Raw genomic sequence first — 22,354 nt, forward strand, 5'->3', positions numbered from 1 at the left:
ATATTATTTCGCTACTTCCTCTATGATTGCAACAACTAATTCTGCTGTTTTCGCTAATTCTTCAACAGGAATCTTTTCGTTTGTTGTATGAATTTCTTCATAACCAACTGCTAAGTTAACTGTTGGAATTCCGTGTCCAGCAATTACGTTTGCATCACTTCCGCCACCACTTTGGTGAAGAGAAGGTGTACGACCAATTTTTTCAGCTGCGCGTTTTGCAACTTCTACAACGTGATCGCCATCAGCAAATTTAAATCCTGGATACATAACCTTTACTTCAACATCTGCTTGGCCGCCCATTTCTTTTGCAGTTGTTTCAAATGCTTCTTTCATTTTCGCAACTTGTACTTCCATTTTTTCATTGATTAAAGAACGCGCTTCTGCAAAGATTTGTACATGATCGCAAACGATATTCGTTTGTGTACCACCTTCAAAACGTCCAATATTTGCAGTTGTTTCAGAATCAATACGACCAAGTGGCATTTTCGCAATTGCTTTCGCTGCGATAGTAATTGCAGATACACCTTTTTCTGGTGCTACACCAGCATGAGCTGTTTTCCCGCGAATAATCGCGTTCACTTTCGCTTGTGTTGGAGCTGCAACAACGATTTCGCCAACTTTCCCATCGCTATCTAACGCGTAACCATATTTCGCTGTAATGCGCTCACGATCTAATGCTTTTGCACCAACAAGACCAGATTCTTCTCCAACTGTAATAATAAATTCAATTGTACCATGAGGGATATTTTTTTCTTTTAAAACACGGATTGCTTCGAACATGGATGCTAATCCCGCTTTATCATCCGCCCCTAAAATCGTAGTACCATCTGATACGATATATCCATCTTTAATAGAAGGCTTAATTCCATTACCAGGAACTACTGTATCCATATGAGAAGTAAAGTAAATTGTATCAACACCATCTTTTGTTGCTGGTAATGTACAAATTAAGTTACCTGCGCCATGCCCAGTAACAGCCATTGTATCATCTTCAAATACTTCTACACCTAAATCTGTAAATTTCTTTGTTAATACTTTGCAAATTTCTGCTTCAAATTTCGTTTCAGAATCTACTTGTACTAACTCCATAAATTCATTTACTAAACGTTCTTGATTAATCATAAGACTGCGCCTCCTGCACTACCATTATGTATGTAACACTATTAATTATAACAGAATTTCGCAAAAGTTTCGAAATACAAGACAAAAAACAGACGGTTTATATGTCTAGATAACCATCTGCTTTCTATTACTCATTTAACAATACCCAGCGCATATGATCTTCCCACACTCCATTAACCATTAACATCTTCCTAGACACGCCCTCATACTGAAAACCTATCTTCGTTACGACTTGTATAGATGCTAAATTTCGTGGCATAATCGGTGCTTCTATACGATGTAATTGAAATTCCTCAAAAGCAACTTGAATCGCTTTTCTAAGCGCTTCTGTCGTATAACCTTTGTTTAACTCTTCCTTATCTAATTTATAGCCGAGTACACAAGATTGGTAAATTCCACGAACAATTAAATTAAATGAAATACATCCAATTATTTTCGTATCATCACCTTTTTTAAAAATCCAAAGTCTGATGATTTTACCTTCTGCGATCTCTTTTCTATCCTTTTGTAACTTTTTCTTTTGATAATCTAACGTAAAAAAATCATCCGGTCTATACTCTTCCCAGGCTTTTAAAAATTCACGATTTCTGTCGTAATATTGAAGAACTTTTTCAGCATACGACTCATCAATTTCCCTTAAATGTAAACGATTTGTTTCATATATTTTCATCATCGTATCTCCATTCTTCAGCTTGCATAACAAAAAACTTATACCCTATCATTCTTATATATTCTCTACGTACATACAAATTTCCTGTTATACTTTACACACACTTCTCGAATTTTGTCATTTCTCTCCCCCTTGTCCACAATATCATTTCTCGTTACAATGATATTGTACTGATTTGCAAGGAGGTTTAACGATGCATAAAAAAGCTCAAAAAGTTATGATTTATGTAATGCTAATTTCTATGCTTGTAACAACATTACTTGCTGGCGCAAGTATGTTTTGGTAAAAAGGGCGATCTGTTCGTCCTTTTTTTACTTTTTACACATAATAAAATAAACCATCTCGAAATCGAGATGGTTTATTTTATGTAAAGCACAATCGCTACAATACTAAAGAAAAATGACATTACAAGTGCTATCACAAAACTTGTATATTGTTTCTGCTGAAATGCCCCAATAACAAAAGTAAGATTAAGTAATGCCATACATACAATCGCTACAAGATAAGAACATATATTAAAAGTTGCCAATATGAATGTAATAATAAATAGAAATCCCATAAAAAACTGCATATACGAAAGTTTTGGATTCAAGTACATATGAGCAACCCCTTTATCTCATTTTATCTTTCTATACTCTCATTAACGCATGGTTATGTACACATGTCAAGACAACTTATTACAATAGAAAAAGCCAACTTTTTCGTTGACTTTTTCATATGCAATGGCTCCTTTTTCTTTTGCCAATTGCTGAAATGACTTTTTCGATTTTACAATCCATACTTTCGTTCCAATTGGAATGCGATCAAATAAATATTCCACATCATTTTTCTTCATTCTTATACATCCTTGTGAAATATACTTTCCAATTGAACTCGGTTGGTTTGTTCCATGTATTCCATATTTACTCCCATCAGTTCCTCTTGCATTAAATCCCATCCACCTAGATCCAAGTGGATTTTTCGGTGATCCCCCAGGAATATTCTTCGCAATATAATATGGGTCCTTTGCTTTCATTACAATATCAAAAGTTCCCTCTGGGGTTAATTCATTTGTTTTTCCTGTCGCGACTGGAAAAACCTTTTGAATCTTTCCATCGTCAATATAAGCTAGTTTATTCGTCGCTTTATTTACAATAATGAAAGGATCACCGGCACGCGGATTATCACCAAGAGGCCAAATAGGCGATAAAGAAAGACATAATAGGAAAGAGAGAAGATACGGCATAGATAATTCCTACCTTCTATATAAGTTCTTTTATATTATCCTTTCCTTTAAAGCGACTTTTAATGAGTAAATATTGTTCCATTTCGTATACAAGTTGAACAAGTTTCGCACGTATCTCAAATTCTTCACGTGTAGCCGGCAATGGCATATCTCTAAATAATTCTCGCATTTCTTGAAGCTGCCTTAAAGAAATAACCCCGGTACTCTGAGGGCTAATAGCATTTCCAATGTTTTCAACCACATCCGCAATCATGTCCGCTTGTTCATATGTCCACGATAAAGAAGCTGCTAACGGAATCATTCGCTCTAAAATTTCGAATTGTTGCATACGCATATTGAAATAGCGATAGTAATAGTCATCTTCTCGCATAAATGCATTCTCAAGTTTCTTAAACGATAAATCTCTAGCTTCATTTAGCATATTTTCAGTTTCAATAAGTTCTGCCCCGCTCCAACTACTTTCTCGGTTTCGTAAATATACAACCATTTCAAACAAAATCGTTTTAAAATTATTTTCTATTTTACCTTGATACTCTTTTAGCTTATTTTCACTACTTGGCATATACATATTTACTAATAGAGCCACGCTAATCCCTATCGTTAATATCGCAATTTCATTCCCAACAATAAGCCATGTAATTTGTTTCAATGAATATAGATGCATCACAATAACTGAACTCGTAACAATACCTTCTTGAATTTTAAACATGACTGCAGTCGGAATAAATGTAAGTAATAGTACGCTAATTGCTAGTGGTGTATATCCAATTGTTTCAAAAATACAAAATGCGAACACCATTGATAATACACAAGCTAAAAAACGATGTAACGATACTTGAAGTGATTTACGTTTCGTATTTTGTACACATAATATAACTAAAATACCCGCTGAACTATAAAATTCTAATCCTAATAACTGAGCAATAAAAACGGCTGCGCCTGTCCCTATTGCTGTTTTTACTGTACGGTATCCAATTTTGAACATAGCATTGCTCCTATATGTATAAACGTATTTACAGTTAGTATAAAAAAAGGATGACACAATGTCATCCTTTTCTACTTATTATTCACGTATCCTTTACATATTACAATATTTTTTGTAAAAATTGTTGCGCACGCTCACTTTTCGGTGCTGCAAAAAATTCTGCTGGCGCACTATCTTCTACAAGCTTTCCACCATCTAAAAAGAGAACACGATCTGCTACTTCTTTTGCAAATCCCATTTCATGTGTAACAATCGCCATTGTCATTCCTGTCGTAACTAATGATTTCATAACTTCTAACACTTCTTTTACCATCTCTGGATCTAGTGCTGATGTCGGTTCATCAAATAACATTACTTCTGGTTCCATTGCTAACGCTCTTGCAATTGCTACACGTTGCTTTTGTCCTCCCGAAAGACGATTTGGATACGTATCTTTTTTATCTAATAAGCCGACCTTTTCTAACAGTTTTTCGGCTTTCTTTTCAGCTTCTTGTTTCGTTACTCCTTTTACATTGATAGGAGCATACGTAATATTTTCTAATACAGTCATATGAGGAAATAGGTGAAAATGCTGAAATACCATTCCGACATTTTCACGAACGTGCATAATATTCGTTTTTGGATTCGTTACTTCTTCCGTTCCAATCCAAATGTGACCATTTGTCGGTGCTTCTAACACATTCATACAACGTAAAAATGTTGATTTCCCTGATCCAGACGGTCCAATAATTGCTACTACTTCCCCTTTTTCAATCGTTGTTGTAATCCCTTTTAATACTTCGTTTTTTCCAAATGATTTATGAAGGTTTTCAATTTTAATCACTTTTCTTCATTCTCCCTTCAATTGCCTTCCCGACTAATGTAAGAATAATGACTAGCATATAATAAATGAGTCCAACAAAAAGTAATGGTTCAAGGTATTTAAAAGTCTCCCCGCCTACGATATAAGCACGACGCATTAAATCCGTTGCTCCTATTACTGTTACTACAGCCGATTCTTTCGTAAGTGTCGCAAACTCGTTTACAAGTGCCGGTAATATATTTTTTAAAGCTTGAGGAAAAATGATATTTCGCATCATTTTTCCGTATGGAATTCCTAAAGCCATCGCCGCTTCTGTTTGTCCTTTATCAACCGCTTGAATGCCGGCACGGATTACTTCTGACATATATGCACCTGAATTTAAGCTAAATGCAAGTACAGCTGCTAAGAATGCCGGTATTTCATAACCAATTATTTGCGGGACACCGAAATAAATAATCATTAATTGCAATACAAGTGGTGTACCACGGAAAATTGATGTATAAAGATCTGCCGCTATATTTAATGCTCGTATTCTAGCAATTTTGCAAAGTGCTAATAACGTCCCTAAAAGAAACCCTGCTAAAGCTGATACTGCTACAATTTTCAAAGTAACTTCTAGACCTTTTAATATATATGGTATCGAAGGCGTAATCGCCGAAAAATCTAAGTTCATTCTTTTCATTCCCCTCACAGAAAAGTGAAAGGCAGCTTATTTTTCGCTGCCAAACCATTTCTTCACTAATTTATCCATTTCTCCATTTTCTTGCATTTTTTTAATTACTTTATTAAATTCAGCTGTTTTATCACTGTTTTTCGGAAGGGCAATTGCTGCTCCAACTTCTTCTGGAGCTTCTTTAATTTCAATTCCTTGTAACTCTTTCATTTTCTCTAAATAATTTTTAGCAACTGTGTCTTCTATAATTGCAGCATCAAAACGACCAGCTTTAATTTCTTGTACGATTTCTGGTATACGGTCACGTCCCTCAACTTTGAAATCTACTTGCTTTTTAAATTCTGCTGCTTTCTCTTCTTGAATAGATCCTGTTTGTACCCCTACTTTTTTCCCTTTTAAATCCTCTATAGATTTAATGTTAGAGTCTTTTTTAGAAACGACCATGTTTTTCGCAACAAAGTAAATATCTGTGAAATCAACATTATTTTTACGCTCTGCAGTTGGCGTCATACCTGCCATTACGAAATCAACTTTTCCTGAGCTAAGAGATGCTAATAAACCACCAAAATCCATATCTTTCACTTTCACTTCATAACCAAGTTCTTTTCCGATATATTTAGCAACATCAACATCAAAGCCGATAATTTCATCACTCTTTGAAGCTTCTACGTATTCATATGGTTTATAATCTGCTGAAGTCCCCATAACGAGTACTTTTTTATTTTTTCCAGTAGCCTTTTCTTCCCCATTACTACAAGCACTGAACATACTTACAATTAAAATAAGTGCAAACGATATTGATAATAACTTCTTCATCTTTCTTCCCCCTAATAATGTATATTTAAAAGTTTAATAGAATATTTATTCGATGTTTGTATTGTATCAGCACTTTTATTTTTATGCAATATATAAAATAAAAATAAATATAAAACGAGTTAAAATACAGTTATCCGTGTATAAAAAGATGCATAAAATAACAAAACTATGCATATCCCAAAAATTTTAATACGAAATAAAAAAAGGCGGTACATCCACTTGAGTGTGGACGTACCGCCTTTTCATTTATTTTTATAAGGACTTATAATCAGTTGGGATGAACCACCTCCACTGATTATAGTTCTTCGCAATTCTCTTCGAAATACGATTGTAGTTTTGCAATAACTTGCATCGGTTCATGACCTTCAATTTCATGACGCTCTACCATCGTTACAATTTTTCCATCTTTTAATAAAGCAAATGATGGAGAAGATGGTGGATACCCTTCGAAATATTCACGAGCTCTTGCTGTCGCTTCTTTATCTTGACCTGCAAACACCGTTACAAGGTGGTTAGGACGTTTATCATAATGTACAGAATGCGCAGCAGCAGGACGAGCAATACCGCCTGCACAACCACATACAGAGTTTACCATTACAAGTGTTGTTCCATTTCTTTTAAACGCTTCGTCTACTGCTTCTGGCGTCGTCAATTCTGTATATCCAGCAGAGACAATCTCTTCACGCGCTTGGCGGACAACATCATTCATAAAAAAGTTAAAATTAATCAATCTTTTCCCTCCTCTAAAACTACCTATTTGTATCTTACCAGTTAATGTTTATGAAATACAAGTAAGTTTACTTGTATTTCAGCATAGAAAAGGTGTTAGAGCTCTTGCTCTAACACCTTTTCTCAATGACCACGATGTTTTTGCTTTGCTTTTTGTACTTTGATTAAACGTCTTCTTTGTTTTTCAGCCTCTCGCTTCTCCTTAGATTGCACTTTCTTTTCTTGTTTATGCAGTTCATAAGATAAGCTAATTGCCTCTTGCGCCTTAGTAAAGCGGTTTACATTTACTTCTTTTGCAGCTTGTCGTATGATTCGCTTTATATTTTTGGGACGCTGTTTTTCTTTCACTTCCACGCCACATTTTGCAAAGTGCTGAAAATACGCTAACATTGAACCGTTCACAAATATAAGCACTTCTTCGTCTGAAGGTTCCGTTCCAAAAATATATCTCGCTCCATACAACTTCCCTTTTTCTTTACATGTAATGATTCCAACAAAAAATTGGCCATCGTGATATACTGTCAAATCCATTGACAGCCCCCCCTAAAAAAAATTAGAAATACGGGACATCCCGGAGGGGAAGGTTACTGACATGAAATCATGCGTCTGGACTACCAACCAGAACTGTGTTTTTGTATTTCTTTCACTATTATTATATCTTTTTTTCCATAATCTTCATATATTCACTAATCATTTTTTTATGCGACCCAACAATATAGTCAGGTAGTTCTGTTAGTGGGAAGAATTTAAGCTGAACCGCTTCTTCTTTGTTCATAACAAAATCTCCATCGTATTCGTCCGTATAATAAGCGGTCGTTACAGATTGAAATTCATCACCGTTTGCTAATTTTGTAAAATAGTTCGCTCCAGAAAACACATTGATTAATCGTAGGTTCTTCACCTTTATTCCTGTTTCTTCGTATACCTCACGAAAAGCAGTTTCTTCTGGTGATTCACTAAGCTCCATTAATCCACCAGGCAGCCCCCATTTTCCGTAAGGCTCTGTTCTTTGTTGTAATAATACATATCTATTTTCATTTATAACGAGTACAACAGCACCAACTAAAATTAAAGGGCGATGACCAACTATTTTCCGTAATTCTTCTACATATCCCATCGTATCCCTCCTTTTTCGTTGTCCACACTATTGTATCATATGTATGAAACGACAAAATGCGTATATTTTTCATTTTTTTAACAAAATATTTATTTTATGTGTTTCATCTACTGTAGCTAACAAAATGGATTCAACTTCTGCGTTTTTCTCTAGAAATTCTCTCGCCCATTCTTCTGTTTTCCCTAATAATGCAAGAACATCTTGCTGAATGCTCCCATCCTTTACTAATACAAAAGAAACTGGAGATTTTTTTCCCGCCACTTTTAGATCAAGTCGGGAAACTGCCTCATATTCTGGATACCGAAATATAGAAACGACACCGTTCGCTTCCCATAATGCTAATTTGATTGTTTGAATATCGCTCACATTTCGCATACGAAGTTCTGAAAATAAATATTCCACGGTAATTCTCGCTTTTTTCAAATTGCTAAAATCAATGGAGCCGTTGTGTATAAGAATGATAGGTGCTGGCTCTAAAAAGCGTCTCCATCTATCCCACTTCAACATTAAAACTGAACTTATAATATGAAGTACAACGAGTATAAACGTTGTAATCATCGAGCCCATTAATCCTACTTTTTCATCAGACAATGCGTTAGAAATATTCCCGCCAAGCAATAACACCAATACAACATCTAAAAAGCGAAGTTGTGCGATGGACCTTTGCCCCATCGCTTTCGCAACTAATATTAAAAATATGTATGCTATAATAGCCCGAATAACCCATTCACTATTAGAAAGATGCCGTGCTCCCTCAAAAATATGCATATGCATCACTTTGCACTCCTTACATCCTAAACTGCTAGTCTGTTTTAGTTTGCAACGTTTATGAGTATATATGTAAAAAAGCTGGTTCGTTTAAAAACGAACCAGCTTTTTTTACTTAACGGAAAACATATACTTTTTATACGTTTTTCGTACCGATAATATGAGACCCATCATAATCATATTCGAGAACAAGGAACTTCCCCCATACGATAAGAAAGGTAATGCAATCCCTTTTACAGGCATTAATCCAACAATCATACCGATATTTTGGAATATTTGAACCGTTAATATCCCAATTGACCCAGCACATAATAATGTACCGAATAAATTATCAGCAGAATAACCGATAATAATTGTTCTATATAGTAGTAATAAGAACAAGAATACAACTAACGCTGCTACGATAAATCCACCTTCTTCGGCAATTGTAGCGAAAATAAAGTCTGTATGCTTCTCAGGGATATAAACATTCCCTTCGCCAAACCCTTTCCCTTCCATACCGCCACTACCTACAGCTAAAATTGATTGCTGTGTTTGATAACCTTGATCTGTATGTTCAAATGGATCTAACCAACCTAAAATACGTGATTGTTGGTGCGGTTTTAGTAGCGTAACTAACTTATTAAAGAAGAAATCCTCATACCTTACGTAAATAAATATTAACGTGGATAGTATGGTGACTGGAATAACTGTACATAACGCTATCAATTTCTTCTGAATACCTGACATAAATAAAATACATGCAATGGCAGCAGCGTATAAGAACACCATCCCCGTATCCGGTTGGCTATATACAACAGCCATAGGCGGGAGGGATACTAGCATAATTTTACCTACTAATTTTAAGTCCGTTTGAAATGTCCTTGCCATATACTGCGCATTATGTTTCACTGCTATACTTGCTACTACGAGAAGCAATGAAATTTTGAAAAACTCAGATGGCTGAATTTGTCCAACTAGTGGAAATACAAACCATCTTTTTGCACCTAATTTTTCAGGTGTGAAATTGGAAACCGGTAGTATTTTCAAAAGAATAAGTGAAGCAAATCCAACGATATAAAGTGGCCAAGACAATTTTTGTAATTGATCTAAGTCGATGCTTGCAACAAGCAATAACAATACAACCCCAATTATGTAGTTCAAACCTTGTTTCATCGCAAAGTTTGCCTCTCCATATTGGCCAGTTTGCTGACTGCTATATATAGCAGCTATACTTGTAACACATAATGCTAACAAAATTAAAATTAATTTTACATCTAAACTTTTTAGAAACTCGGTACTTCTTTTCATGACATCCTCCTGAAACATTGTTACAGCAAAATAAAAAACCAGGAGTCAACATTCTTCATGTTTTGACGACTGATTACACATTATCTATAAAACACTTATATAGAATAACTCTCTTTTTCATACAATACAATATATTATACTACAGTTTCGTCAGTAAGATTTGCCAAAAAAATTATTCTTTTCTTATTTTATATCCATATACCATATATCAGCAATGTATTTTCATAAATTCCTAATACATAATGGTTCATTGTAAGATTACTGGGAAAGGTATTATACATATAGTAGGATGTAGATGAAGAAATAAGATGATAAAAAGCTCGCATAAGCGAGCTTTTTATTTAATATACAGATGTATTATTTTCTGACGTATTTTCTAAAATTTCTTTTACACGTCCTAAGAACTTACCACAAATTAAACCATCTAGTACACGGTGATCAAGTGATAAACATAAGTTAACCATGTCGCGAGCACCGAACATACCATTTTCCATAATTACTGGGCGTTTTACAATTGATTCAACTTGTAAAATAGCCGCTTGTGGGTAATTAATAATACCCATAGATTGAACAGAACCGAATGATCCTGTGTTATTAATTGTAAATGTTCCGCCTTGCATTTCGTCCGCTTTTAACGATTTCGTACGTACTTTTCCCGCAAGTTCTGTAATTTCACGAGCGATACCTTTAATTGTCTTCTCGTCCGCGTGTTTAATTACTGGTACAAATAGTTCGTCCTCTGTCGCAACAGCGATAGAAAGGTTAATATCTTTCTTCTGAACGATTTTATCGCCAGCCCACATTGAATTAATTTGAGGATACTCTTTTAACGCTTGTGCTACTGCTTTTACGAAGAAAGCAAAGAACGTTAAGTTAAAGCCTTCGCGTTTTTTGAAATCACCTTTAATTGAATTACGGTATGACACAAGGTTTGTCACATCTACTTCAATCATCATCCAAGCGTGTGGCGCTTCGTGTTTACTACGTAACATGTTCGCTGCGATTGCTTTACGTACACCTGTTACTGGAATTTCGATATCGCCAGGCATTGTTGGTACAGAAACTGGTTTCGCAGCTTCTACTTTTTGTGCTACTGGCGCTGCTTTTGGTGCTTCCGGACGCGCTTCTACTACTGCCGCTACCGCTTCCTCTTTCTTCGCCGCACCTGCTTGCGGAATATTTCCTGATTCCACTAGCTTTAAAATATCTTTACGAGTGATACGGCCGTTTGCTCCCTTACCTTCTACTAGATCTAAATCAACGTTATGTTCACCTGCAAGTTTTAACACAGCTGGTGAAAAACGAGGTTTTCCATCAGTTGGTTGTTTTGCTTTCGGTGCTTTTTCAGGCGTAGCTACTTCTGCCTTTGGTTCTTCTTTTGTTTTTTCCTCAACAGCTGTTGCTGCTACTTCATCTGCGCCTTCTACTTGAATCACACAAACTACTTCACCTACAGCTAACGTATCACCTTCACCAGCGATCAACTCTTTCACAATACCAGTGAAAGAAGATGGTACTTCAGCATTTACTTTATCAGTCATTACTTCTGCAAGCGGATCATATTTGTTTACGTGATCGCCAACATTAACGAGCCATTTACTAATTGTACCCTCTGTAACGCTCTCCCCGAGCTGAGGCATTGTAATATTTTCTACAGCCATGTATAGTCCCCCCGATTAAAATTCCGCAAGTTCACGCATTGCTTTTTCAACTTTATCTGGATTTACCATAAAGAATTTTTCCATTGTTGGTGCATATGGCATTGCTGGAACGTCTGGACCTGCAAGACGCGCAATTGGTGCATCTAAATCAAATAGACAGTTTTCAGCGATAATTGCTGCCACTTCACTCATAATACTTCCTTCTTTATTGTCTTCTGTTACAAGAAGAACTTTACCTGTTTTAGAAGCTGCTTCAATGATTGCTTCTTTATCTAATGGATATACAGTACGTAAATCAAGAATATGTGCAGAGATGCCATCTTGCGCTAACTTTTCAGCTGCTTGAAGAGCAAAATGAACACATAATCCGTATGTGATAACAGTAATATCATCACCTTCACGTTTTACATCTGCTTTTCCGATTGGTAATACGTAATCATCTTCTGGCACTTCACCTTTAATTAAGCGATATGCACGTTTATGCTCAAAGAATAATACTGGATCTTCATCACGAATTGCAGCTTTTAGTAAACCCTTTGCATCATATGGTGTAGAAGGGATAACGATTTTTAAACCAGGTTGGTTTGCAAACATCGCTTCTACAGATTGTGAATGATACAACGCACCGTGAACACCGCCGCCAAATGGCGCACGAACTGTGATTGGACAAGTCCAATCATTATTAGAACGGTAACGAATTTTTGCTGCCTCAGAAACAATTTGGTTTACTGCTGGCATGATGAAATCCGCAAACTGCATTTCAGCGATTGGACGCATTCCATACATTGCTGCACCAATTGCAACCCCAGCGATTGCAGATTCTGCAAGTGGTGTATCTAGCGCACGATCTTCACCAAATTGATCATATAATCCGTGTGTCGCTTTAAATACGCCACCTTTTTTACCAACATCTTCACCTAAAACGAATACTTTCTCATCGCGTTCCATTTCCTCGCGCATTGCTAATGTAATAGCATCAATATAAGACATTACAGCCATGAAACGTTCCCCCCTATTCTGCGTATACGTGCTTCAATGCATCTTCAGGTGCTGCATACGGAGCATTTTCTGCATATTCTGTTGCTTCGTTTACGATATGCATAATTTCGTCTAACATTTGTTTTTCAGATTCCTCAGTTAACACGCCAACCTCTTTTAAATAAGCAGCAAATGTTACAATTGAATCATTTTTCTTCGCTTCTTCTACTTCTTCTTTATCACGATAAACACGATCATCATCGTCACTTGAATGTGCTGTTAAACGATATGATACTGTTTCAATTAAAGTTGGACCTTCACCACGGCGGCCACGGTCTGCTGCTTCTTTTACAGCTTTATATACTGCAAGCGGATCGTTTCCGTCTACTGTATATCCAGGCATACCGTATCCAATTGCACGGTCTGATACATTTTTACATGCTAATTGTTTTTCAACTGGAATAGAGATTGCGTATTTATTATTTTCACACATAAAAATAACAGGTAACTTGTGTACGCCAGCAAAGTTTGCACCTTCATGGAAATCACCTTGGTTGGAAGAACCTTCACCGAATGTAACAAACGTTACTAAATCTTTCTTTTCCATTTTTCCAGCTAATGCAATACCAACTGCATGTGGTACTTGCGTTGTTACTGGAGATGAACCTGTCACAATACGATTTTTCTTTTGACCGAAGTGACCAGGCATTTGACGACCACCAGAGTTTGGATCTCCAGCTTTCGCGAAACCAGATAGCATCAGTTCTTTCGCTGTCATACCAAACGCTAGTACAACACCCATATCACGGTAGTATGGTAATGCATAATCTTTCTCTCTATCAAGAGCAAATGCTGCTCCAACTTGTGCTGCCTCTTGTCCTTGACAAGAAATTACGAATGGAATTTTACCAGCACGGTTTAATAACCACATACGTTCGTCAATTTTACGTGCAAGTAACATCGTACGGAACATTTCTAATACTTGCTCATCACTTAAGCCAAGCTCTTCATGGCGCTTTTCTTTTACTTCTGCCATTTTTCATAACCTCCTAAATCCACATTTTTATGCGTGTAACGCTTTTCCATCTACAGCTAATGCTGCTTCACCAATCGCCTCAGATAATGATGGATGCGGATGAATTGTATGTGCTACTTCCCAAGGTGTTGCATCAAGTACTCTTGCAAGACCCGCTTCAGAAATCATATCTGTTACATGCGGTCCAATCATATGAACACCGAGAATATCATTTGTTTCTTCATCAACTACAAGTTTTACGAAACCATCTGATTCGCCGTATACAAGCGCTTTTCCGATTGCACGGAATGAGAACTTACCTACTTTTAGCTTATAGCCTTTTTCTTTCGCTTCTTGTTCTGTTAAACCGACAGAAGCAACTTCCGGACTGCTATATACGCATTTTGATACCATAGAATAATCAATTGGTGTAACTTCTTTACCAGCAATATGTTCTACTGCAACAATTCCTTCATGAGAAGCAACGTGAGCAAGCTGTAAGCCACCGATTACATCACCGATTGCGTAAATATGAGATTCTTTCGTTTGATAAAACTCATTTGTTTGAATGTATCCTTTTTCCACAACGATATCCGTATTCTCTAAACCAATATTTTGCGTATTGGCTTGTCGTCCTACAGATACAAGCATTTTTTCTGCTTTAAATTCTTTATTCTCACCGTTATGTTCAGCTTGAATTGTTACTCCATTATCTTTTACCAATGTTTCTGGTAATACTTTTGCACCAGTTACCACTTTAATACCTTTTTTCTTGAATAGACGTTGCATTTCTTTTGAAACGTCTTGGTCTTCTAGTGGTAGTATCGTTTTCGCATACTCTAATACTGTAACTTCTACACCGAAGTCAGCAAGCATAGATGCCCACTCAATACCAATTACACCGCCACCAACGATAATAATCGAGCTAGGAAGCGTTTCCATTTTTAGGGCATGATCGGAAGACATTACATACTCTCCGTCTAATTCTAAACCTGGTAATGAATTCGGACGAGAACCTGTTGCAATAAGTACATTTTTTGGAATTAACATTTCATTCTCTTCTCCACTTGCAAGTTCAACTGAAATTGTCCCTGGCATCGGAGAGAAAATAGATGGGCCAAGAATACGGCCAATACCTTCAAACACATCAATTTTACCTTGTTTCATTAAGTGCTGAACACCTTTATGAAGTTGCGTTACAATCTTCTCTTTACGCTCTTGTACTTTTGCAAAGTTTAGTTCTACATTACTTGCAATAACTCCGAACTCTTCGCTTTTTTTAGCAGTTGCGTATACTTCCGCACTACGTAAAAGGGCTTTACTAGGAATACATCCTTTGTGTAAACAAGTACCACCAAGATTTTCTTTTTCAACAAGTGCAGTTTTTAACCCTAGTTGTGATGCACGAATTGCAGCAACATATCCACCAGTACCGCCGCCAACGATGACTAAATCATATTCTTTTGCCATTATCTCAACCCCTAGCTACCGTTTCTTTTTCACGTACAATATATTCTTTTGGAGCTTCTTCTTCACGTAGTACACGAAGTGCCCCTTCTGCTAATGCTTGTAATTCATCTTCTCCTGGATGTACGATAACATCTGCAATCCAGTCTACTCGTTCTTTTATTTCATCAACAAGGATTTTACTGTAAGCAAGTCCACCAGTTAATACGATTGCATCGATTTTCCCGTGAAGTACAGCGCTAGCTCCGCCAATCTCTTTTGCAACTTGATATGCCATAGCTTTATAAATAAGAGTTGCTTCAGGATCACCTTTTTCAACCATTTGTTCTACTTTAATCGCATCATTTGTACCGATAAGACTTACAAGTCCACCTTGTCCGACAAGTTTTTTAATCATTTCATCTCGGTAATACTCACCAGAGAAACACATTTCTACTAGTTGCCCTACTGGTACTGTACCAGCGCGCTCTGGACTAAATGGGCCTTCTCCGTTTAAACCGTTATTTACATCGATTACTCTTCCTTTTTTATGAGCACCAACTGTAATACCGCCGCCCATATGTGTAACTAATAAATTTAAATCCTCATATTTGTGATTTAACTGTTCAGCTACTTTACGAGCAACTGCTTTTTGATTTAATGCATGGAAAATACTTTTGCGTTCCATACCAGCAATACCACTTATACGAGCAATAGGCTCCATTTCATCTACAACGACAGGGTCTACAATGAATGCCGGAATATTTAATCCAGAAGCTATTTCATATGCTAAAATGCCCCCAAGGTTTGAAGCATGATGACCGCTAAAACCATTTTTTAAATCTTCTAACATCGCATCGTTTACTGTGTATGTTCCGCCTTCGATTGGACGAAGTAATCCCCCACGGCCACAAACTGCGTTTAATTTTGAAATGTTAATACCGTGAGAATGTAGAACTTCTAAGATCGTTTCTTTACGAAACTCATATTGGTCGATAATTCGCTTATATTTTCCAATCTGTTCTTCGTCATGACGAATAGTTTCTTCTAAAACGGGTCTTTCATTATCAAAAACACCAATTTTTGTGGATGTACTACCCGGATTAATAACAAGAATTCGATTTACAGACACTGTTGCTACCTCCACTAATAAATTCAAAAGGAGGTGGAAACCTCATAAGAGGTAACCACACCTTTTGTAAAAGTAATATATGAATGATTAGCGACGGCTAATAATGTCGTGACCGTTGCGTAAGTATGTGCTACGAGAGTTTTTCAAGCTTGCAATGCGCTCTTCAGCTAGACGATCAGCTGCTACATAAGTTGCAATGCCATCGCGTTTTGAAATTTCGATTACTTTTGCAATTGTGTCATAAATTGATTCTACGCGTTTTAATGCACGTTCTCTATTGTATCCATATAACTCGTCTGCTACGTTAATTACGCCACCTGCATTAATTACATAGTCTGGTGCGTATACAATACCCATTTCATGAATGATGTCGCCGTGACGATCTTCTTTTAATTGGTTATTTGCAGAACCTGCAATTACTTTTGCTTTAAGTTGTGGAATAGTTTCGTCATTAACTGTTGCGCCTAATGCACATGGTGCGTAAATATCACATTCAACACCGTAAATTTCATTTGGCTCAACTGCTGTTGCACCGAATTCTTCTACTGCACGTTGTACAGCTTCTTTATTAATATCTGTAACGATTAGTTTTGCGCCTTCAGCGTGTAAATGTTTGCATAGGTGATATGCTACGTTACCAACACCTTGAACAGCAATTACTTTTCCTTCTAAATTATCAGTACCGAAAGCCTCTTTCGCAGCAGCTTTCATACCACGATAAACACCGTATGCAGTTACTGGAGATGGGTTACCAGAAGAACCGAATGATGGTGAAATACCTGTTACAAAGTCAGTTTCTTCGTGGATAATATCCATATCATCTACTGTTGTACCAACATCTTCAGCTGTAATGTAACGTCCGTTTAGTCCTTGAATATAACGACCTAATGCACGGAACATTGCTTCGCTCTTATCTTTACGTGGATCACCGATAATTACTGTTTTCGCACCACCTAAGTTTAAACCAGCTGCTGCGTTTTTGTATGTCATCCCTTTTGCAAGACGCAATGCATCTTCAATCGCCGCTTCTTCAGAATCATATGTCCACATTCTTGTTCCACCAAGAGCAGGTCCAAGTGTTGTATCATGAATTGCAATGATTGCTTTTAAACCTGATTCTTTATCTTGACAAAATACCACTTGCTCATAATCATATTTTTCTAAGTATTCGAAGATTTCTAATGCCATTGTCGTTTCCCCCTAATGTTTTACCCTATTTGGTTTATTTTGAAGCAGTGGCAACTGCCAATGCTAATGAATATACTTTTGTTTCTGCTGAATCAGCACGAGATGTTAAAACAATCGGTGCTTTTGCGCCAGCAATCATTGCTCCTACTTTTGCATCCGCAAAGTATACGAGTGATTTATATAGTACATTTCCAGCTTCAATTGTTGGGACGAGTAAAATGTCTGCCTTACCTGCTACATCACTTACTATGCCTTTATGTTCTGCTGCAATTTGTGATACTGCATTATCTAAAGCAAGTGGTCCATCAACGACACAATTTTTAATTTGTCCGCGGCGATTCATTTGAGTTAACATCGCTGCATCAATTGTCGCTTGCATCGCAGGATTCACAACCTCTACCGCTGCAATTGGTGCTACCTTCGGCAAATCAATTCCTATTGCCCGGGCAACTTCTACAGTATTTTGTATAATAGCAGCTTTTTGTGTTACATCAGGTGCAATGTTCATCGCTGCATCTGTAACAAAAATGAGACGATTGTAGTTTGGAACTTCAAATGCTGCAACGTGTGAAAGTACGCTACCTTTACGAAGTCCCCACTCTTTATTTAATACAGCTTTCAAAATATTTGCTGTTGGGATGTTCCCCTTCATAAGCACATCTGCTTCGCCATTTCTTACAGCTTTAACAGAAAGTTCTGCAGCCTCAGCACTTGACTGTGTTGCAATCACTTCAATATGTTCTGAAGTTTGTAAACTATGTTCTTGTAGCATCCCCATTATTTTTTCTTGATTTCCATATAGACGAAATTGAGCTAGCTGTAATGTAATTGCTTTCGCTACAGCTTCAATTACTTCATGATCTTCAGCTACTGCTACAGCCACAGTTTTTTTAGGCTGGCCTGCCGCTTGATCAATTAAGTGTTCTAACTTCATATTTTGTAATCAACCCTTTCCGTCGTCCCTCGTCTTTTTATTAAGCAAATACCGTGCCAACTTTCAAAAGTGGTCTTACCAATAATGAAAACGCATTCAAAACACAGTAAAATCAATACTTTGGAAAATAACAAAAGATTCTGTCTTATTTTGTCACTTTTTGTATACCATGCAATAAATTGCACGGTACGCAATTTATTGCATGCTATTTTTTGCACACTCATACTTTTCTAGCTTGTAATATAAATTTCGAACCGAAATTCCTAACGCTCTTGCTGTTTGTGTTTTATTTCCACCAAATCTCTCTAAATATTCACGAATGATATTCCCTTCAAACTCCGTCACTAAATGCTCAAGTGGCTTTTCTTCTAACTCAGGCAATAAATGCGCTTGCTTTGACTCCACTTGCTCTTCGTTATGTAGTGGCGGTAAATGTTGTACATCAATATAGGTCTCGTTATAATTCATAAAGATAATAGCTCTCCCCAAAATATTTTCAAGTTCCCTCACATTCCCTGGCCATTCATATGATTGTAAATATGAAATAGCAGAATTAGTGAGCCCCTCTATATTTCGGCCATAATCTTGGTTGATTTTTTGAATTAATCTGTCTGCGATTGCCGGTATATCCTCTTTACGCTGACGAAGAGATGGAATTTGAATTGGAATTTTATTTAATCGATAATATAAATCCTCCCTAAACTTCCCTTCTAGAATGGCTTTTTCTAAATTCACGTGCGTCGCTGCAATTACTCTGACATTGATAGGAATTGCTTTCGTTCCACCAACTTTTACAATTTCTTTCTCTTGCAAAACGCGAAGGAGTTTCGCTTGCGTATTTGCAGATAGTTCCCCTATTTCATCTAAAAAGATGCTGCCGTTATTCGCTTCCTCAAAGAATCCACGTTTTCCCCCTCTTTTCGCGCCAGAAAACGCCCCTTCCTCATAACCAAACAATTCACTTTCTAACAACGTCTCCGAAATAGCCGCACAATTTACACGAACAAACTTATTATATTTCCGATTACTTCCATTATGGATAGCATGCGCAAACAATTCTTTACCTGTCCCTGACTCCCCGCGTAACAACACTGTTGCTGGTGTATTCGCCCCCAGTTTCGCCTGTTCAATAGCAGCCGTTGTTTCATCTGAATTTCCGACAATGTCATCAAATGAATATTTCGCTTCTAACGTTCGAATGATTTGCCTTGCTCTATTCAGTTCATTTGTTAATTTTTGAATTTCTGATACGTCGCGAATTACACCGACGCTCCCTTTCAATATTCCATCCACAATAACTGGTGCTACGTTTACAATTACATCTCGCTTTTTTTGTCCGATTTTCATATGTATGCCTCGTACCGCCCTACGCGTTCGAAGTACTTTCATATGCATACTTTCACCTTCTACAATATCAGTTGTAGCCGGCTTTCCAATAATGTCCTCTTCTGTTAAACCTGTTAATTTCGTATATGCAGGGTTAATTACTAACCCTCGACCTTTTTCATCCACGACCGAAATGGCTTCCTCAGACGAGTTAATAATCGCCTCAAGTAACGTTTGAATCTCCTTTAAATCTGTAACTTCTTCCGCAAGATCTACAACCTCTGTTATATCTTTAAAAATCGCAAATGCCCCTTGCACTTCTCCTCCCTCTTTTAATATTGGAATACGGGTTGTAATAATTTTCTTTCCATTCTCAAGCGTCAGTTCATAATTTACTTCTATTTGTTTCGTACGTATAATACGAAGCAACTTACTAGTCGGAATAACTTCTAAAATATATTTCCCTACCGCATCTTCTTTTTTATATCCGATAATACGTTCTGCACTTTTATTGAATAGGCGAACTTGTCCTTCTTGATCAATCACTATCATACCGTCATGCGTAGAGTTTAAAATTAAATCACCTTGCTGCGTTTGCTCTTCTAACTTTCCAATTAAATTTTCCTTCTCATGTGCTAATCTCGTAACAATTTTTGCAATATCACCTGGTATAAGAAGAGTATCTTTATGCTTTTTCTTTAATAAATCTTTATGTAAATCATCGTCACCTGTCATATCAAACATTACATCAATGTGCATAGAAAGAAACGGAGTCACACTCTCTCCAATTGCAATCCCGTATTCCTTTGCCATCTGTAACCCTTTTGCTATCGGATTTATATCAATAATCCCTATAATTTGAAATATATTCGAACTCTGTAACAGACGCAGCAGTGTACTACCACCTTCACCTGCACCAACAATTAAAACTTTTTGTTTCATATATTACACTTCCTCTCGGAGTATCTCTGCAAAATTTTTCACACCCTTATCTTACTCGTTCAGCCCCCTCTTGACAAACCCCCTTTTCATATAACATCATTAAAATAAACAAAATAATCTGAAAAGGAGCATTTATATGCAGCGTTACCTTGCTCTATTATTAGCACTCATCCCTATTTCATTAGCTGTGTTTGGCATTAAGTTAATGAGAGATACCGTATTCGGGATTTTATTTCCTCCACTCTCTATACTATGGTTACAATTTTTAATCGGGGCTCTCTGCTTCGCGCTCGGATTTTATATCTTTGGTGGTTTCGTCTTACACCGAGATCGTAAACGAAATAAAGTACAAGCTCGCTTTCGAAGATAGGAAAGCCCTACTATTTACAAATAAAAAAATGAGACCGTTACAAGCGGTCTCATTTTTTTATTGGCAATAATGTTCTTGCCGTTTCAGGATAATCCGTAATAATCGCCGAAATATTCATATCAAAATATTTACGCATAAGTGTTTCTTCATTAATTGTATAGGGCCGAACCTCTACATCACTTTCCATCGTTAGTTCGGCAACAGCATCTTGAAGATAACGATAATTAGGATGCACTGCTGTAGCCCCCATTTTTTTTGCATATGCCCACGGACTATGCAAACCTTCGCGATATAAAATCGCTGTTTGAATATCTGGAGCCATCATATGACACCTTTTCATACTGTAATGATTAAATGAAGAAAATATAACACGATCTTCTAGATTAAATTTCCGTACAAGCGTTATAACTTCTTCTTCTAAACCTCTGTATGGAATTTTATTATTTTTAAGTTCAATATTAAGTAACAACTCTGTTTTTTCAATCCATTTTAACACCTCTTCTAAAAGAGGTATTTTACAAAATCCTACTTTATCACCAAATTTATAACTCGCATCTAATTTACATAAATCCTCATATACATAATTTCGAACCGCACCTTTTCCATTCGTTGTCCGATTCACTGTTTCATCATGAATGACGACAACCTTTCCGTCTTTCGTTAATTGAACATCCAGCTCAATTCCATCTGCCTTAAAAGATTCAGCTGCTTCAAATGAAATCATCGTATTTTCTGGGTACGTTCCCGCTGCACCACGATGCGCAAATATAAGAGTCATCCTCACTCCCCCAATCTTATGCTATACTATACGAAAAAGGAGGTACTTCTATGAGACCATTACAAATTTCTCCAGACACTGCAGTCCGCCTATCAAAAGCATTAGGCGTTCCACTTGAACAACTTATGCATATGCCGCAGCACATTTTAATTCAAAAGTTAGTTGAATTAGAAAAACAAAATAAAGACGAAGAATAATACAGTCCTGTTTCGCAGGACTTTTTATTATTTTCTATTATATCATGAATGGCTTCCTTGCTAAAATCCCTCATTGGATATACCATGATTCATTTTAACCTTCACTTCGAACATGTACAATAAAAAGACCAACGAATTCTAACATTCATTGGTCATTAATTAAAAAGTTCATTGGTTTTAAATTTACTAT

The 22,354-nt window shown here is 36.7% G+C and carries 25 protein-coding genes; 3 read left to right on the forward strand and 22 right to left on the reverse strand.

Going from position 1 to position 22,354, the window contains the following annotated elements; translation table 11 throughout:
* Positions 1-3 precede the first annotated feature (3 nt).
* Positions 4-1,122 carry a tripeptidase T gene (locus ACTFNE_RS02225; RefSeq protein WP_000609811.1) on the reverse strand — a complete coding sequence of 373 codons (1,119 nt, stop codon included), beginning with the start codon at positions 1,120-1,122 and terminating at the stop codon, positions 4-6.
* A gap of 127 nt (positions 1,123-1,249) precedes the next feature.
* Positions 1,250-1,795, reverse strand: a complete 546-nt coding sequence (locus ACTFNE_RS02230; protein ID WP_001993297.1) for a GNAT family N-acetyltransferase — start codon at positions 1,793-1,795, stop codon at positions 1,250-1,252.
* A 190-nt stretch (positions 1,796-1,985) separates the two neighbouring features.
* Between ACTFNE_RS02230 and prli42 the strand changes: the two genes are divergently transcribed.
* Positions 1,986-2,078, forward strand: coding sequence for a stressosome-associated protein Prli42 (gene prli42 / locus ACTFNE_RS02235; RefSeq protein WP_000549038.1), 93 nt, complete (start codon positions 1,986-1,988; stop codon positions 2,076-2,078).
* A 72-nt stretch (positions 2,079-2,150) separates the two neighbouring features.
* Here prli42 and ACTFNE_RS02240 read toward each other — a convergent pair whose 3' ends face one another.
* The 19 genes from ACTFNE_RS02240 to ACTFNE_RS02330 form a co-directional block, all read right to left on the reverse strand.
* On the reverse strand, positions 2,151-2,390 hold the full coding sequence (locus ACTFNE_RS02240) for a DUF3894 domain-containing protein (RefSeq protein WP_000281163.1): 240 nt from the start codon (positions 2,388-2,390) through the stop codon (positions 2,151-2,153).
* 66 nt (positions 2,391-2,456) lie between these two features.
* Positions 2,457-3,017, reverse strand: a complete 561-nt coding sequence (locus ACTFNE_RS02245) for a L,D-transpeptidase (RefSeq protein WP_001146558.1) — start codon at positions 3,015-3,017, stop codon at positions 2,457-2,459.
* A 16-nt stretch (positions 3,018-3,033) separates the two neighbouring features.
* Positions 3,034-4,002: an aromatic acid exporter family protein gene (locus ACTFNE_RS02250; RefSeq protein WP_439997956.1), complete on the reverse strand. Its 969-nt coding sequence runs from the start codon at positions 4,000-4,002 to the stop codon at positions 3,034-3,036.
* Between the two features lie 100 nt (positions 4,003-4,102).
* On the reverse strand, positions 4,103-4,825 hold the full coding sequence (locus tag ACTFNE_RS02255; RefSeq protein ID WP_000590218.1) for an amino acid ABC transporter ATP-binding protein: 723 nt from the start codon (positions 4,823-4,825) through the stop codon (positions 4,103-4,105).
* Entirely contained in the window at positions 4,818-5,477 is a 660-nt protein-coding gene (locus ACTFNE_RS02260; RefSeq protein ID WP_001046921.1) for an amino acid ABC transporter permease, read from the reverse strand. The genes ACTFNE_RS02255 and ACTFNE_RS02260 overlap by 8 nt, the downstream gene beginning before the upstream one ends.
* 36 nt (positions 5,478-5,513) lie before the next feature.
* Positions 5,514-6,293, reverse strand: a complete 780-nt coding sequence (locus tag ACTFNE_RS02265; RefSeq protein ID WP_000735472.1) for a transporter substrate-binding domain-containing protein — start codon at positions 6,291-6,293, stop codon at positions 5,514-5,516.
* 295 nt (positions 6,294-6,588) lie between these two features.
* Complete coding sequence (locus tag ACTFNE_RS02270; protein WP_001998211.1) at positions 6,589-7,002, reverse strand: BrxA/BrxB family bacilliredoxin; 414 nt, start codon at positions 7,000-7,002, stop codon at positions 6,589-6,591.
* A 143-nt stretch (positions 7,003-7,145) separates the two neighbouring features.
* The gene (locus ACTFNE_RS02275; RefSeq protein WP_000366594.1) at positions 7,146-7,553 is read right to left on the reverse strand and encodes a YjdF family protein; all 408 of its coding nucleotides are present in this window, start codon (positions 7,551-7,553) and stop codon (positions 7,146-7,148) included.
* 121 nt (positions 7,554-7,674) lie between these two features.
* Positions 7,675-8,139, reverse strand: coding sequence for an NUDIX hydrolase (locus tag ACTFNE_RS02280; RefSeq protein ID WP_014481752.1), 465 nt, complete (start codon positions 8,137-8,139; stop codon positions 7,675-7,677).
* A gap of 69 nt (positions 8,140-8,208) precedes the next feature.
* A complete protein-coding gene (locus ACTFNE_RS02285; RefSeq protein ID WP_000550968.1) occupies positions 8,209-8,913 on the reverse strand; it encodes a DUF421 domain-containing protein in 705 nt (234 codons plus the stop codon).
* Positions 8,914-9,018: 105 nt separating this feature from the next.
* Positions 9,019-10,197, reverse strand: coding sequence for an FtsW/RodA/SpoVE family cell cycle protein (locus tag ACTFNE_RS02290; protein WP_000831200.1), 1,179 nt, complete (start codon positions 10,195-10,197; stop codon positions 9,019-9,021).
* Positions 10,198-10,538: 341 nt separating this feature from the next.
* Entirely contained in the window at positions 10,539-11,858 is a 1,320-nt protein-coding gene (locus ACTFNE_RS02295) for a dihydrolipoamide acetyltransferase family protein (RefSeq protein WP_270705364.1), read from the reverse strand.
* A 15-nt stretch (positions 11,859-11,873) separates the two neighbouring features.
* Positions 11,874-12,857, reverse strand: coding sequence for a 3-methyl-2-oxobutanoate dehydrogenase subunit beta (gene bfmBAB, locus ACTFNE_RS02300; RefSeq protein WP_000290076.1), 984 nt, complete (start codon positions 12,855-12,857; stop codon positions 11,874-11,876).
* A gap of 13 nt (positions 12,858-12,870) precedes the next feature.
* Entirely contained in the window at positions 12,871-13,872 is a 1,002-nt protein-coding gene (gene bfmBAA / locus ACTFNE_RS02305) for a 3-methyl-2-oxobutanoate dehydrogenase subunit alpha (RefSeq protein ID WP_000852555.1), read from the reverse strand.
* Positions 13,873-13,899: 27 nt separating this feature from the next.
* Positions 13,900-15,321: a dihydrolipoyl dehydrogenase gene (gene lpdA, locus ACTFNE_RS02310; protein WP_001051291.1), complete on the reverse strand. Its 1,422-nt coding sequence runs from the start codon at positions 15,319-15,321 to the stop codon at positions 13,900-13,902.
* A gap of 4 nt (positions 15,322-15,325) precedes the next feature.
* The gene (buk, locus tag ACTFNE_RS02315; RefSeq protein ID WP_000115774.1) at positions 15,326-16,429 is read right to left on the reverse strand and encodes a butyrate kinase; all 1,104 of its coding nucleotides are present in this window, start codon (positions 16,427-16,429) and stop codon (positions 15,326-15,328) included.
* Between the two features lie 87 nt (positions 16,430-16,516).
* On the reverse strand, positions 16,517-17,617 hold the full coding sequence (locus ACTFNE_RS02320; protein ID WP_001162675.1) for a leucine dehydrogenase: 1,101 nt from the start codon (positions 17,615-17,617) through the stop codon (positions 16,517-16,519).
* Between the two features lie 34 nt (positions 17,618-17,651).
* Positions 17,652-18,551 (reverse strand): phosphate butyryltransferase, encoded by a 900-nt coding sequence (yqiS, locus tag ACTFNE_RS02325; RefSeq protein WP_000763079.1) that lies wholly within the window; start codon positions 18,549-18,551, stop codon positions 17,652-17,654.
* Positions 18,552-18,746: 195 nt separating this feature from the next.
* Positions 18,747-20,819: a sigma-54 interaction domain-containing protein gene (locus tag ACTFNE_RS02330; RefSeq protein WP_046197849.1), complete on the reverse strand. Its 2,073-nt coding sequence runs from the start codon at positions 20,817-20,819 to the stop codon at positions 18,747-18,749.
* A gap of 136 nt (positions 20,820-20,955) precedes the next feature.
* On the opposite strand from ACTFNE_RS02330, the gene ACTFNE_RS02335 reads away from it, so the two are divergent.
* Positions 20,956-21,189, forward strand: coding sequence for a DUF2627 domain-containing protein (locus ACTFNE_RS02335; RefSeq protein ID WP_001190187.1), 234 nt, complete (start codon positions 20,956-20,958; stop codon positions 21,187-21,189).
* A gap of 49 nt (positions 21,190-21,238) precedes the next feature.
* Here ACTFNE_RS02335 and ACTFNE_RS02340 read toward each other — a convergent pair whose 3' ends face one another.
* Positions 21,239-21,967: a glycerophosphodiester phosphodiesterase gene (locus tag ACTFNE_RS02340; RefSeq protein ID WP_000172563.1), complete on the reverse strand. Its 729-nt coding sequence runs from the start codon at positions 21,965-21,967 to the stop codon at positions 21,239-21,241.
* A gap of 50 nt (positions 21,968-22,017) precedes the next feature.
* Here ACTFNE_RS02340 and ACTFNE_RS02345 point away from each other — a divergent pair, with 50 nt between their 5' ends.
* Complete coding sequence (locus ACTFNE_RS02345; protein ID WP_001247671.1) at positions 22,018-22,164, forward strand: YycC family protein; 147 nt, start codon at positions 22,018-22,020, stop codon at positions 22,162-22,164.
* Positions 22,165-22,354: the final 190 nt, after the last annotated feature.

Origin of the sequence: Bacillus cereus group sp. MYBKT111-2, from assembly GCF_051915205.1 — a bacterium.
GTDB classification, from domain to species: domain Bacteria; phylum Bacillota; class Bacilli; order Bacillales; family Bacillaceae_G; genus Bacillus_A; species Bacillus_A paranthracis.